Below are 13,972 nucleotides of genomic sequence, written 5' to 3' on the forward strand. Positions count from 1 at the left end.
GACGCTCGCGCCGTCCTGCAGCAGGTGGGCGCCGAGTGAACCGCGCTTACCTAAAAAGCGCGCGCCCTCTGACTGCGCTTCTGCGAGCTTTCAATTGGTTCGGCGACAGCTTCCTTGAGGCCGGCTGCCGCTTGGGCAGCAAGCCCACGGGCCGCTTCTTGTGAATCCTGAAATTCCTCGAGTGCGTAGACTCTACCCCACCGCAGGGTAAACACGTGGAGACCACGGTTGACGTACGACGCGTCGCCGTTGAGCAGCGTTGCGGTGGCGTCCCACTCGGCAAACACGGTGGTACGCCACGGCAAGCCCGTCACCCAGATGTTATTGATCGTGAGATGGAGATTGGGCAGGACACGGCCGAGGCGCTCAAACCAGCGGCGCAGATCTTCTTTGTTGTGGCGCTCACCACCAAGCGCGTGAGCGCCGGAAACGCGGTGATGGACATGCGGCGCGACCGCTTTCACCGCTTCATCCCAGCGATGGTTGTTGACGTGGTCGAAGGTCTTTCGGATTTCTTTCTTGACAATGTAGCTGTATAGCATTTGCCGTCCTCCGACGGTGATCGCGGAAAGATTGAAGCTCGTTAGTTTCCCTTGTTTTCAGATGCAGTCCTGACGCGAGCGCCCTCCTGGAGAAGGTGAGCGCCGAGGGAAACAATCGGATCACCAGAGCTCAATCCGGAGATCACGGCGGTTTCGCTGCTCACCCGAACAAGCTTGACGGGCCGAAAGTGTACGGTCGAGGTGGCGCCATCCAGGACCCACACACCGGTCTTCCTGCCGTCATCGAGCACGGCTCCCAGCGGCACCTGAACTTCCGGCTGACTCTCTTGGCTTGCCAGCCGAATGGTTACCGTCGCGCCAAGGGGTGCTGCCGCGGCCTCACCGTCGAGCACATAACGGGCCTCATAGGTACGGGTCTGAGCATCGGCGGCATCCGACAACTGCCGCAGATGCGCCGTATAGCGCCGCCCATCGGCTCCATACACGCGGGCCTCGGCCGCGGAGCCGATCGCTGGTCGGATCGTTTCGGGAAGCGCAACCACCGCTTCGCGGGGGCCGGCCTTTGCGATTCGAACGACTGTCTGGCCGGCAGAGACGACCTGCCCGGGCTCGCCAAGCGTTTCGACCACCGTTCCGTCCGCGTCCGCGACCAGAACCGAATAGGTCGCCTCATTCTCGGAGACCCGCGCATCAGCTTCAGCGGTGGCGAGTTGCGCCTCGGCCGTATCCAACGCGGCCTTCGCTTGCTCGTAGCGCTGTCGGGAAGCCCATCCGTTGCTCACCAGCTTGGCGTATCGCTGTTCATCCGCTTCGGTCTGAACGAAAGATGCTCGCGCTGCGGCAACGGCGTTGCGCTTTGCCGTGACCGCAAGGCGAAGGTCGGTTTCGTCGATCCGCATCAGCGGCTGACCGGCTTTGACCTGCTGACCCGTATTCACAAGCCGTTCCACGATCTTGCCGGCGACGCGAAAACCGAGGCTGCTCTGCACCCTCGCCCCGATGATGCCCGTGAAGCCGCGCTCGGATCCGGTCACTCGCGCTGCCGTGGCCAGTCTGACGACCGGTGGCTCCTGCCTTGGATCTCCAACGGCAGAGGCTTCCTGGGTGCGAAGTGTGACGAACGCAGTTGCCGCTAACGCCGCGATCAGAACGCCCCCTAACACGATGATAGGTCTTCGCTTTTTCATGTCCGCCTCCTCATCACATTTAGATTGCGTTCCAACTCTATATCTGATATAGATTACGAATGCAATCTAAAAAATGGAGGTCGACAATGCGAGTGAGTCGCATTCAGGCCGCGGAAAACCGCGAAACTGTAATCAATGTGGCAAGTCGCCTTTTTCGGGAGCGCGGCTTTGATGGCATCGGTCTTAAGGATCTGATGAGTGCTGCCGGCCTGACCCAAGGTGGCTTTTACAAGCAGTTCGCATCAAAGGAGGATTTGACGGCACTGGCGTCCAGGCGGGCATTGGAGAGCGCCTCCCGCCGATGGTCGGACGCGGCCGCGGAGAATCCTGATGATCCGCTTGGCGCGGTGATCGCGTTCTACCTCAGCGCCGACCATCGCGAAGAAAAGATGGACGGCTGCCCGATCGTGGCGCTCGGCTCAGATGCCGCCAGACAGGCGCCTGACGTGAAAGCGGCATTCGAAGCGGGGATCAAGGCGCATCTCGAAGTCCTCGGCCGCTTCATTGCCGAAACAGACGGCGAGGAGTCCAAGGGCAAGGCCATGGCCATTCTCTCGACGATGGTCGGTGCGGTAACGCTATCGCGCGTCGTCAATGACCCTGATCTGGCTCAGGCCATCCTGGATGCGGCGGTCGAACAGGTTCGCGAACGCGCCGCCGGTTGAAAGATCGCCCCCTCAAAGCACAGGAGAAATCGAATGCTTAGCGTGACGAAAGCCAAACCAAGTTTGCTCAAAATATCGGATACGCTTAGCCTGCGTTTTCAAAAGATCGGCAGCGGGCCTCCGTTACTCCTTATACATACGATCCGGACGCAGCTCGAATATTTCCGCAGTCTGGCGCCCCTCCTCGCGAGATCGCACACGGTGTACACCATTGACCTCCCAGGCCACGGACACTCACCAATAGATGCAAGCGCAAGCTTCGACGAACCCTACTTCAGGCAGGCCGTCATTCGCTTCATCGAGGAGCTAAACCTCTCGGTCGTCACGGTTGTTGGCGAGTCGATCGGCGGGGCATTGGCCCTTACAGTGGCGGCGGCGCTTCCGCAGCGGGTGAAGCGGGTCTATGCGATCAACCCCTACGACTACGAGACCCGCTACGGGGACGGTATTCGACGCGGCAACTGGTTCGCCAATTTTATCATCGGAAGTTTGCAGATCCCGATACTCGGCGCGATGAATGCATCGCTCGAAAACAAAATGGTTCTCGGCAAGATCATGGGCGGCGGATATCACGACCCGCGCAAACTGCCGGCCGATTTGCTTGCTGAGTTCGATGAAGTAGCCCACCGCCCGGGATACAAGCGGATCGCACGCAAGGTGCTGGCAGGCTGGCCATCCTGGAGCAAGGCACGCGATTACTATGGGCAGATCTCGGCGCCTGTGACGCTCATTTATGGCGATAGTGATTGGTCTAGGCCAAATGAACGCGAACGCACACGGTCCCTGATTCCTGCCTCGCAGATGGTGACACTCAAAAATACCGGCCACTTCTCAGCTGTTGAGAATCCGTCGGAGCTGGCTCGCGTGATAATGGGGACAGAATGGCCGCAATGATCAAACACAGGAGTGTGCAACTATGTTCAAGCGCTTCTGGGCGCTTCGCTAACTGCGGATTCGTTCTCATAGGTTACCTGGAGCAGATATGGGCGAAGTTATTCGATTTGTGCCAAAGTCTGAGCGCGAGCGAGACCATCTCATTCGAGAGGCGCGCGCGATTTATGACAGCATCTTCCCGCCGGCCGATCCAGTCAGCGAGAAGCGGAATAATGCACCGGTGAGGCATACTGTCAGCGGCGCTAATACCTATCGTAGCGACCAGTTTTTCCTGTCTTGATCAAGATCATTGCGCAGTCCTCGACTGCACCTTGCCGTCACTATTGATAACGTAGTCACTTGCTTTTTAAGGTAGGGAGGACAAAAAATGCGCAGGACTGGTGTACACAACTTTCCAGCAATTGATCGAGTCATCTATGGCAAAGCTGCGTCTGAAGCTCTGAACGAAGAGGCAGAGCGATTGAACGCAAAGCGCGTCTTCCTTCTCGCCAGTCGAACGTTGAATACCAAGACCGATGAGATCGAGAAGATTCGGCGTACGCTCGGCGACAAACATGTGGCGACCTTTGACGGAATTGCACAGCACACGACGCGCAAGCAAGCTGCCGAGGTTGCCCATCAAGCCAAAGACGCAAGAGCTGATCTGATTGTCGCTGTCGGTGGAGGCTCTGCCGTCGATCTCGCCAAGATTGTCATCATGGCAATGGAACACGATATCCGCGATGAAGCGGGCTTTGATCCCTTCCCCATGAGCCCGGGCGTGAACTATTCTCCGTTCCGCTCACCGACAGTCCGACAGATCGCAGTACCATCCACGCTGAATGGCGGCGAATACAATGCCGCAGCGCTCGTCACCGATGAGCGCAACAAGTTAAAGCAGATTTTCTTCCATCCCCAGATGATGCCAGTGGCGATTATTCTCGACCCTTCCCTCACCCTTCATACGCCTTCGAAACTCTGGATGGGATCGGGAACGCGCTCGATGGATCACGGCATCGAAGCATTGTGCTCGCCCGCCGGCACCCCCTTAGCTGACGAAGTCGTCTTGGCAGGCATCCGTATCCTGCGCGAGGCAATGCTCCGGACCTTGGATTATCCTGGCGACCTTGAGGCACGCCGTCTTGCACAACACGGCTCATGGCTCGCCTCCTTTGGCCTCCAGGCACGCATCCCGATGGGAGCAAGCCACGGAATTGGCCACGTGCTTGGAGGCACCTTCGGCGTTCCCCATTACTACTGCACACCTGTTATCATGCCGAGCCTGCTTCGTTACAACAAGCCATTCACCGAGGACGCGCAGAAGCGTCTGGCGACGGTTCTCGGCGCCCCGGGCATCGAAGCCGCAGACGCCTTTGCAGAATTCACCAATAAACTTGGACTACCTGGCCGCCTCGCCGATGTTGGCATCGGCGAGCATAAATTCGATCAGATCAGCAAGATTGCAATCAATCATCGCTTCGTGCAGGCCAACCCGCGGCCTTTCAAAAGTGAAGCCGATATCGTCGATCTGCTGCGAGCGGCCGCTTAGCCGAGGCGGATGTGAGGACAAGTCCGATGGTGGAAAGCTGACCAGCGATTGGCCTCGCGTATCTGGTCAGACGAGCGACCGCACAAGTTGAGATGGAGCGTTAGCTTTGACGTCTGGAACTGCGCCCGCCTCGCCGTAGCCCATTTGAAGTCATCACAGTCTTCCGGCAACGTTCCGTTGCCGTCGAGAGCAATTCACGGCCAAGATTGCTCGACGCCGGCAGCGCTCTGGCCAAAACCAACGCTCCGACCATACGACAAACCAGATCCACCGCTTCCTCGCGCGTAGACGTCTCAGGCAACGAACCTGCAATCGACAAGATCATCCGCTCGACGCCCTCGGCGAAAACACGTTTGATGCTATCCGGCTGTCGCGCGACCTCGCCGGCCAGCGCCGCCGCCGGGCACGTAGCGCCAGGCGCCTTCCGAGCCTCTTCCGACAGATAAGACGTAACGAACTCCTCAAGGCTCGGCATTTGTTCTCGCACGCCGTCCATCTGGCGGAATGCGTAGTCAAGAGCCTCGCATGCCAACGCGCTCTTCGATTCGAAATGATTGTAGAATCCGCCATGCGTGAAGCCCGCGGCTTTCATCAGATCGTTGACCGAAATGCCGTCGAAGCCGCTCTCGCGAAAGAGCTTTGATGCCCTTGCGACGACTTTTTGCCGGTTCTTCTGGGCCTGACTCTCGGTAATCCGCACGCACAATCTCCCAAATCTCACGATATTACGATGATACATGTCATTATTAGTGATTGACAAGGCTTGCATAGAATGATGATCATCAAATCAATAATGATGACCATCATCTATAAATCCCGGCGCATCTCGATTCAGGAGGGAAAATGCCGTTTTGGAAAATTTATCATCCGATCGGCGCCTTCACCGCTGAGGACAAGCGCGCCTTGTCACAGCGCATTACCGAGCTTTATCGCGCGCTACCGAAGTTCTACGTCATCGTCGTGTTTCAAGAGGTTGCGCCCGAGTCCTTCTACATGGGTGGCGAGCCGGCGCACAATTTCGTTCGCATCTGGGTAGATCATATCGCGCGATCATTCCCGCCCGACGCCAAGAAGCTGAAAGCCAAATGGATGGGCTGGGTTGAAAAGGCGCTAGAGCCCTACATCAAGGACCGCGGCAGGGATTGGGAAATCCACATCGACGAAACGCCTTTTGATCTCTGGCAGATCCAAGGCATGCCCGCGCCACCACCAAATTCCGAGTATGAGAAGCTCTGGCTCGAACAAAACAAGCCAGTGCCATACCCAATTCAAGAACCGGCCTAGATCCATGCCGAATGTTGGAGGCTTAGATTAAGATGAGGAATCACCACCGTTTTGCCGTTGTCACCGGAGCGTCGTCAGGGATTGGCGTTGCTTATGCCGAACGAATGGCGGAACGCGGCTACGACTTGATTCTCATCGCCCGCCGTCGAGACCGGCTAGAGGACGTCGCCAAAAGAATTACAACCAAGGCAACGCGCGCGGTCGAGATCGTGACTGCCGACCTCGCCGATGCGAAGGACCTGTCGCGCATTGAAGCACTAATAACCGAGCGGGAGGACATCGACGTCCTGATCAACAATGCCGGCTTGGGCGCACTTGGACCGACCTCGCAAGTAACTGCGGACGCGCTGGAGAACCTGATAAAGATCAATATCCTGGCACTGACGCGACTGACTCATGCCGCCCTGCCGGGCTTCCTGCGGCGCAATTCCGGTACGATCATCAACATCGCCTCCATGATCGCGGTCATGCCGACGCCCTCCGGCGCGGGTTATTCCGGCTCCAAGGCATATGTTTTGAATTTCACGCGCTCGCTCCAGATGGAGCTTGCCAAGACAAGCATCATCATTCAGGCGGTACTTCCCGGTCCAGTTCGCACCGAGTTTTTTGAAGCATCCGGTCTTGCGGCTGCCCCCTTCCCCAACGAACTCTTCATGTCCGCGGAGCAATTGGTCGATACCGCTCTCCAGGCATTGGACCAGGGCGAGCTTGTCTGCTTTCCGTCTTTGGAGAACGCGTCGCTCTGGACGGGCTTTGAGGACGCTCGCATCGCATTGAGCCGTGCGCTCATGCAGTCGGGTAGGCCGGCGACGAGGTATTTGGAAAAAGCTCAGTAATAAACAATGGGCTGTTATCGCCGTGGCGGGGCTTGCACCGCTCGGATGCGCGACGCTGATCAATTCCATCGAGGAGGCCTTTATGCGACGAGACGGTAAAGTGGCGATTGTGACCGGGGCTTCTGCAGGAATCGGGCAGGCCTCCGCAAAGGCGCTGCACCAGGCTGGATTCCGCGTGTTCGGCACCAGCCGGCGCGCCGTCGCGAGTGCCCTCGGGGGGATTACGATGGTCACCTGCGATGTGACGGACGACGCATCAGTGAAGGCGGCCGTCGACAAGGTGTTCGATACGACAGGCAGGATCGACGTTCTGGTGAACAACGCTGGGACCGGCCTGCTTGCCGGAGCTGAAGAATCTTCAGTGAACCAAGCCCAAGCGTTGTTCGACGTAAACCTTTTCGGAGTGATCCGCACGACCAACGCCGTCCTCCCGATCATGCGACGACAAAAGGCGGGACGGATCGTCAATATAAGTTCGGTCCTCGGCTTGATACCCGCGCCATTCTCGGCCCTTTACTCGTCCACGAAGCATGCTCTCGAAGGCTATTCAGAGTCTCTTGATCATGAGGTGCGGACCTTCGGCATTCGAATTTGCTTGCTTGAGCCGGCATATACCCGCACTTCGTTCGAACAAAACATGGTGCTTCCGGATCGGAGCCTGGACGCATACGTCTCGGCGCGAATGCGCTCCAGCGCGGTTATGCAAGAGGTCATGAAGACAGCCGATAGTCCCGAGGTTGTTGCCGAGAGGGTCGTGGAAGCCGCGACTACCGCATCGCCCCGTCGGCGATATACCTGCGGTAAGATGGCGCGGCAGGTGAGCGTGTTGCGTCGCTTCGTCCCTGAGCGGATGTTCGACAAGAGCCTTCGCAAGCAGATGGGATTACCGGCTTAGCCATACTGGCCAATCGGATATCGAAAGTCAGTCATCATGCGTCGCGTCGTCGTTACGGGATTGGGATTGGTGTCACCGTTGGGCTGCGGCAGTGAGTTGGCATGGTCCCGACTGCTCTCGGCCCGTTCAGGACTTGCCGCACTCCCGGAGTGGGCGGCCGCCCTTCCCGCGCGAGTCGCCGGAAGCGTCCCGATGAAAGCGAACGATCCGGATGGAGGCTTCGATCCGGATCTGGTCGTTCCTCCCAAGGATCAGCGAAGGATGGATCGCTTCATCCTCTTCGCACTGGTCGCCACGGCCGAGGCCATTGCACAAGCGGCATGGACTCCTTCGGACGCACACTCGCTGGAGCGCACGGCGACGGTGATCGCATCGGGCATCGGAGGCTTTCCGGCAATCGTCGAGGCAGTACGCACCACCGATCAGCGCGGGATCAGGCGCCTCTCGCCCTTCACCGTGCCGTCCTTTCTCGCAAACCTCGCGGCCGGTCATATCTCCATCCGCTACGGCTTCAAGGGTCCCATCGGTACGCCGGTCACCGCTTGCGCCGCGAGCGTGCAGGCGATCGGCGATGCCGCACGCCTCATCCGAACCGACGAAGCGGACGTTGCGATTTGCGGTGGCTCGGAAGCCTGCATCGATCTCGTGAGCCTCGGCGGTTTCGCCGCCGCCCGCGCCCTTTCGACCGGCTTCAACGAAACGCCAGCGCGCGCGTCCCGCCCCTTCGACCGCGACCGCGACGGTTTCGTCATGGGCGAAGGCGCCGGCATCCTCGTCATCGAGGAGCTGGAACACGCGCTCCGCCGGGGCGCCCAACCGATCGCCGAAATCATCGGCTATGGGACGACGGCTGATGCCTACCACATCACGTCGGGACCCGAGGACGGCGACGGCGCGCGCCGCGCCATGGAAGGCGCCTTGCGGCAGGCCGGCCTCGAGCCCGGCGATATCCAGCACCTCAACGCCCATTCCACTTCGACGCCAGTTGGCGACGTTTCCGAACTGGAAGCGATCAAAGCCGTGTTCGGCCGCGAAGGAAAAATTGCCGTGAGCGCCACCAAATCGGCGACTGGTCATCTGCTCGGCGCAGCCGGGGGAGCGGAAGCGATCTTCACGATCCTCGCGTTACGCGACCAGATCGCGCCGCCCACTCTCAATCTCGAAAATGGCGACGCGGCTGCGAAAGGCGTCGACCTCGTCTCCGGTGAAGCCAGGCGCATGACGATAGAGCATGCAATCTCGAATGGATTCGGCTTCGGAGGCGTCAATGCAAGCATCATCTTTCGACGCTGGCAATGAAGACTGCCGGCAGTTCCACGAACGCCGGATGATCCGGATGGGCGCGACGCTGCCGCGCCCACAGAATGCGGTACTCTCTTACTATTCCTCGCGAAACGCGCGGTTGATCTGATCCCGCAGTGGCTTGACCAGATAGGAGATGACCGTTCGCTCGCCGGTCTGAATAAATGCTTCGGCCGGCATCCCCGGCACCAGTGCCAGCTTACCCAGACGCGCAAGCTCCTGCGACGGCACGGCAATGCGAACGACGTAGTAGGATAGTCCGCTCTTTTGATCTTGTGTCAGATCGGCGGCAATGCGGCTAACCTCGCCGTTGAGCTCCGGTGTGGTTCGCTGATTGAACGCCGACATTCGCAAAACTGTTCGCTGGCCCAACCGGATCTGGTCGATATCCTGGGGCTGTATCTGCGCTTCCAACGCCAGCCTGTCGCTATCAGGCACGATCAACATGATCGTATCGGCCGGAGAAATTACGCCGCCCACCGTATGAACCGCCAACTCGTGCACCAGACCGCTTTGCGGTGCGACGAGATCGATGCGCTTCAACTGATCCTCAGCCGACACCTTGCGTTCGACGTATTCGGCGGTTTGCGCTTCGATCTCGCGTAGGCTGTTCGCCACTTCGCTGCGAAGGTCCTGATCGATCTGAATGATCTGCAGTTGTGTCTCCGCGATCTTGCCCGCGGACTGGGCCTGCGCTGCCGCGAGCCGGCCGCGCTCACCGTCCAGATTGGTGCCTTCACGCTCCAGCGCCATCATGCGCTGGATCGGCACGAGGCCTTTCTCCCAGAGTCCACGCACCCCCTCAAGCTCGCGCTCGATCAGCGCGATGCCTCGCACCTTTGCGTCTTCCTGGGAAACCAGACCACGTACTTCTTTCTCGTACTGAAGGATGCGTTCGCGCAACTGAGCCTTCTGCCCGAGCCGTGCTTCGCGGCGAAGTTCGAACAGTTTGCGTTCCCCCGCCAGTAGCTGCGCCATATCGGCGTCGCCTGAGCGCGCCATCAGCGCTGTAGGAAATGAAATCGCTGGCGCTTCATCGCGCTCCGCCTCCAGCCGCGCGCGCCGTACCGCGAATTCGTCCAGCCGCTTTGTGACGATGGCGAGGTTGGAACGGGTCTGCGTCGCATCCAGCCGCATCACGACGTCACCCGCGGTGACGCGCTGGCCCTCGCGCACCAGGATTTCGCCAACCACACCGCCGGTCGGATGCTGCACCTTCTTTACGTAGGAATCGACGACGAAATGCCCGGTCGCGACCACGGCGCCAGCCAGATTGGTTGCCGCCGCCCATCCGCCGATACCTGCCACGAGAAACAGGCTTGCAAGGCCGCCGACAAGGAGATGGCGCCGGATCGAGCGCGCGAGACTTGCATGGTCAGCGTTCGACATCGGCTTCATCCGCATGCTGGTCGGGCGATCTACCTGCTCCCGGTTCGGTGGCGCCCGTCGCGACAACGCGGAATGGAGCGATAGCGCGAAAACCGGTCGAGTAGCCCGCGGCCGTCGTCACGGTGGTCGCCGGAGGATTTGCACCTTTCAGGGTGCGCGACAGCACCTCGTCGCGCGGACCGAAGGCCTTCATTCTTCCTGCTTCGATGACTGCCACGAGGTCCACCACGCCGAGCGCGCTGGGTCGATGCGCTACCACTATGACGATACCTTTGCGTTCACGCACCGACGTCATTGCCTGGACGACGGCCTTCTCGCCTTCCGCATCGAGGTTCGCGTTGGGCTCGTCGAGCACGACGAGAAACGGATCGCCATAAAGCGCGCGAGCGAGACCAATACGCTGGCGTTGTCCCGCCGACAGAGCCGAGCCCGCCTCGCCGATCCGGGTCTCATAACCGTTGTCAAAGCGAAGAATGAGATCGTGTGCGCCCGCCGCGCGGGCCGCGGCGACGACGGCGACAGCATCGGCGTCCGCTTCAAAACGAGAGATGTTCTCGGCGATGGTGCCGTCGAACAGTTCGACACCTTGCGGCAGATAGCCGACGTGGCGACCCAGCTCTTCTCGGTTCCATCGATCGAAGCCCGCGCCATCGATGCGCACCTTGCCGCTTGCCGGCGCCCAGACGCCGACCAGCGCGCGCGCGAGTGTGGATTTTCCGCTGCCGCTCGGTCCGATGATGCCAAGCGCGCTTCCCGCCGGCACAACAAAACTGGCTCCCGTAAGGGTGGGCTTCTTCTCGCCGGGAGGCGCGACGCTGATCGCTTCCGCGCGCAACTCGCGCTCCGGCTTCGGCAGCGCCATGATCGCACGTGTCTCAGGCATCATCGCGAACAGTTCCTTAAGCCGGCCCCAGCTTTGCCGGGCCATCAGGAATGGCCTCCAGCTTGCGATTGCGAGATCGACCGGCGCCAGCGCGCGGCCCATCATGATCGAACTCGCGATCATGACGCCGGCGCTCGTCTCCTGCCTGATGACCAGGTAGGCACCGACCGCCAGCATGCCCGACTGCAGAATCATGCGCAGCGATCTGGACGCGCCGCCGAGGCCGCCGGCGATATCGCCGGTACGCCGGTTTGCGGCGAGATAGTCCGTATTCGCGTTCTGCCAACGTTCCGCGACGCGACCGCCAAGCCCCATGGCGCGGACCGCTTCGGCATTGCGCCGGCCCGCCTCCATCATCGCATTGCGCGCCATGCCGTGCAGCATCGCCGCGCGCGTCGGTCCGCGCGACAGCACATCTGTGATGACCGTGAGTGACACCAGAACGATCGCGCCGACAAGTGCAGTGATTCCGATCCAGAAATGGAACAGGAAGCAGATGCCGAGATAGAGCGGCATCCATGGCAGGTCGAACAGTGCCGTAGGCCCCTGCCCGGACAGGAAGCCGCGAACATTGTCGAGATCCCGCAGCGGCTGCAGGCCGTCGCCCGGCATCCGGGCCTCAAGTGGCAGAGAGACGATCGCCTCATGCACGCGACCGGACAGTTTGCGATCGAAGGTCTCTCCCATCCGCAGCAGTACACGACCGCGGATCACATCCAGCAGCGATTGAAACCCAAACAGAACCGCGGCCAGCGTCGCAAGCCCGATCAGGGTGGACACACTGCGGCTCGCCAAGACGCGGTCATAGACCTGCAGCATGAACAGCGGCGACGTCAGCGCCAGGATATTGACCACGCCGCTGACCACCGCAATTCCGACAAGCGCCGGCGCCAGCGGCGACAGGACCGCCGCAGCCAACGGCTGCGACGGTTTGCGATGCGGGGTTTTGAGCACGGATCGCACTCAGACCAGGATATTGCCGCAGAGAATCAGATTGGCAATGTCGGTCCCGACGTAACCGTCGAGTTGGAGCGTATTCTCGCCATCGGTGATGGTGAGAACCCCGGTATTGTCCCACCAGTTGCTGTGGTTGAAGACCAGATCGACATAATTCGAAATGCCAGTCACCGCCTGCAGGTCAATGACATCGTCATTTCCGGTATCGGTGCCGAAATCGGCGATGACGTCGTTGGCCCAGCCGTCGGCAAAGGTGAACGTATCATCGCCGAGGTTGCCGGTGAACGTGTCGTCTCCGGCAAAGCTCAGCATGACGTCGTTGCCCACGGTGCCGTTCTGGATGGTCCCCTGCTCGGCGAAATAGCCGTAGAGGCCATCCAGGCTGCCGTTCTGAGACAGATCGGCAATCGCAGCATCGAAAGCCGGCGTCAGCGTTGCGCCGCTGAAATTGACTGACAGGCCTTCATCTTGCACCCACTGATCGGTGGGCGACACGTAAGCGAGATTGCTGCCGAGCGTGAGCGTGGAGACCGTGCCATCGACAACGCCAGGCGTGTAGCTGAAATCGGCCCCGTTCACGATCACGGATGACTTGTCATTGTCCACGCCACCGACGATACGCGTTCCGGCGTACCACTGGTCCGACACGTTCCTCACGGCATTGAAGCCGCCCGTGCCACGATACTCGAAGTTGTCGATCCAGTTGTCCAGGAACGCGGGAAGGTTGCTGCTCGCGCTCGTGTAGTCCAGTACCAATGCCATTCTCTAATTCCTCAGATTTTCTTTGACGATAATCGGAATTATTTGCAGGCTTCCGCCGCGTTCCTAGATGAACGCGGCGCTGCCTTTGCAAAAGTCGGGATTTCCCTCAAGCGAACTCAAAGTTCGCGGCCGTCAGGCCCGTTACGCCCGTAATCGTAATACCGTCCGTGAAATCGGAGCTGCTGATTACGGTGTCGGTTCCGATCGTGGAGATAAACAGGTCTCCCAATCCCGCTGCACCCCACGCCGAGACGTCGAGGATATCCATGGCAAGATCGAAGCTGTTGACGGTGTCGAACGAGGATCCGTCCTGGAATACGAAAGTATCCTGGCCGCCGAAACCGAGCAGCGTATCGTCCAGACCCAGATTCCCAACCTGCATTGTGCCTTGCTCGGCAAAGTAGTCCGTCAGACCCGGGAAGGTCCCCAGACCGTCAACGGCTCCGCCGTGCGACAGGCTGTAGATCGCATAGGCGAACGTGGTCGTATCCGGCATGTAGCCGCTCACGTTCGTGATGATTAGCTCTTCATCCTGCACCCACAGATCCCGGCCTGCATCATATTCGAGGTTGCGGCCGAGCGTGAGCGAGGTGACATCGCCGCTAAACAGGCCCGGCGAATAGCTGTAGTCGTCGATCCCCATGATGACCGAGGGAATGTTGTTGTCGACGCCTTCGGTATCGAAGCCGGCGGACCACTGATCCTGTCCGGTAGAGAAGGACCGGGAGAACCAGCCGTTGCCGTTGTAGGAGAAGTTCGTGTCATAGGCTGCCAGGTAGGCCGGAAGATTGCTGCTCGCTGCGGTCAGCTCAATCAACAGTGTCATTTCTTGTTCCCTTTTGCCTGTTTCATCCGTTCGCCCCACGGCGAACCTCGCATCCACAGCC

At 59.9% G+C, this 13,972-nt stretch carries 15 protein-coding genes; 8 read left to right on the top strand and 7 right to left on the bottom strand.

What is annotated here, in order from left to right; genetic code table 11:
• Window positions 1-50: 50 nt before the first annotated feature.
• Both CP49_RS21070 and CP49_RS21075 read right to left on the bottom strand, forming a co-directional pair.
• A complete protein-coding gene (locus CP49_RS21070; protein WP_057852119.1) occupies window positions 51-542 on the bottom strand; it encodes a nuclear transport factor 2 family protein in 492 nt (163 codons plus the stop codon).
• Window positions 543-583: 41 nt separating this feature from the next.
• On the bottom strand, window positions 584-1,690 hold the full coding sequence (locus CP49_RS21075; protein ID WP_057852120.1) for an efflux RND transporter periplasmic adaptor subunit: 1,107 nt from the start codon (window positions 1,688-1,690) through the stop codon (window positions 584-586).
• A gap of 86 nt (window positions 1,691-1,776) precedes the next feature.
• On the opposite strand from CP49_RS21075, the gene CP49_RS21080 reads away from it, so the two are divergent.
• From CP49_RS21080 to CP49_RS21090, 4 genes are all read left to right on the top strand, one after another.
• Window positions 1,777-2,355, top strand: a complete 579-nt coding sequence (locus tag CP49_RS21080) for a TetR/AcrR family transcriptional regulator (protein ID WP_057852121.1) — start codon at window positions 1,777-1,779, stop codon at window positions 2,353-2,355.
• A gap of 33 nt (window positions 2,356-2,388) precedes the next feature.
• Window positions 2,389-3,249, top strand: a complete 861-nt coding sequence (locus tag CP49_RS21085) for an alpha/beta fold hydrolase (protein WP_057852122.1) — start codon at window positions 2,389-2,391, stop codon at window positions 3,247-3,249.
• Window positions 3,250-3,337: 88 nt separating this feature from the next.
• Entirely contained in the window at window positions 3,338-3,529 is a 192-nt protein-coding gene (locus tag CP49_RS43020; RefSeq protein ID WP_082646133.1) for a hypothetical protein, read from the top strand.
• Window positions 3,530-3,616: 87 nt separating this feature from the next.
• Entirely contained in the window at window positions 3,617-4,777 is a 1,161-nt protein-coding gene (locus tag CP49_RS21090; RefSeq protein ID WP_057852123.1) for an iron-containing alcohol dehydrogenase, read from the top strand.
• A 100-nt stretch (window positions 4,778-4,877) separates the two neighbouring features.
• Here CP49_RS21090 and CP49_RS21095 read toward each other — a convergent pair whose 3' ends face one another.
• Window positions 4,878-5,546, bottom strand: coding sequence for a TetR/AcrR family transcriptional regulator (locus CP49_RS21095; protein WP_082646134.1), 669 nt, complete (start codon window positions 5,544-5,546; stop codon window positions 4,878-4,880).
• A 74-nt stretch (window positions 5,547-5,620) separates the two neighbouring features.
• On the opposite strand from CP49_RS21095, the gene CP49_RS21100 reads away from it, so the two are divergent.
• The 4 genes from CP49_RS21100 (at window position 5,621) to fabF (ending at window position 9,091) form a co-directional block, all read left to right on the top strand.
• On the top strand, window positions 5,621-6,061 hold the full coding sequence (locus CP49_RS21100) for a tautomerase family protein (protein WP_057852125.1): 441 nt from the start codon (window positions 5,621-5,623) through the stop codon (window positions 6,059-6,061).
• A gap of 32 nt (window positions 6,062-6,093) precedes the next feature.
• Window positions 6,094-6,897, top strand: coding sequence for an SDR family NAD(P)-dependent oxidoreductase (locus tag CP49_RS21105; protein ID WP_057852126.1), 804 nt, complete (start codon window positions 6,094-6,096; stop codon window positions 6,895-6,897).
• An 82-nt stretch (window positions 6,898-6,979) separates the two neighbouring features.
• The gene (locus CP49_RS21110; protein ID WP_057852193.1) at window positions 6,980-7,792 is read left to right on the top strand and encodes an oxidoreductase; all 813 of its coding nucleotides are present in this window, start codon (window positions 6,980-6,982) and stop codon (window positions 7,790-7,792) included.
• Between the two features lie 36 nt (window positions 7,793-7,828).
• Window positions 7,829-9,091, top strand: a complete 1,263-nt coding sequence (gene fabF / locus CP49_RS21115; RefSeq protein ID WP_057852127.1) for a beta-ketoacyl-ACP synthase II — start codon at window positions 7,829-7,831, stop codon at window positions 9,089-9,091.
• Between the two features lie 81 nt (window positions 9,092-9,172).
• Here fabF and CP49_RS21120 read toward each other — a convergent pair whose 3' ends face one another.
• From CP49_RS21120 to CP49_RS21135, 4 genes are all read right to left on the bottom strand, one after another.
• A complete protein-coding gene (locus tag CP49_RS21120) occupies window positions 9,173-10,483 on the bottom strand; it encodes an HlyD family type I secretion periplasmic adaptor subunit (protein ID WP_057852194.1) in 1,311 nt (436 codons plus the stop codon).
• Window positions 10,470-12,320 carry a type I secretion system permease/ATPase gene (locus CP49_RS21125; RefSeq protein ID WP_057852128.1) on the bottom strand — a complete coding sequence of 617 codons (1,851 nt, stop codon included), beginning with the start codon at window positions 12,318-12,320 and terminating at the stop codon, window positions 10,470-10,472. The genes CP49_RS21120 and CP49_RS21125 overlap by 14 nt, the downstream gene beginning before the upstream one ends.
• Window positions 12,321-12,329: 9 nt before the next feature.
• Window positions 12,330-13,085 (bottom strand): hypothetical protein, encoded by a 756-nt coding sequence (locus CP49_RS21130; RefSeq protein ID WP_057852129.1) that lies wholly within the window; start codon window positions 13,083-13,085, stop codon window positions 12,330-12,332.
• A 106-nt stretch (window positions 13,086-13,191) separates the two neighbouring features.
• The gene (locus CP49_RS21135) at window positions 13,192-13,911 is read right to left on the bottom strand and encodes a hypothetical protein (RefSeq protein WP_057852130.1); all 720 of its coding nucleotides are present in this window, start codon (window positions 13,909-13,911) and stop codon (window positions 13,192-13,194) included.
• Between the last annotated feature and the right edge of the window lie 61 nt (window positions 13,912-13,972).

It is taken from the genome of Bradyrhizobium valentinum (assembly GCF_001440405.1).
In the GTDB taxonomy this organism is placed as follows: domain Bacteria; phylum Pseudomonadota; class Alphaproteobacteria; order Rhizobiales; family Xanthobacteraceae; genus Bradyrhizobium; species Bradyrhizobium valentinum.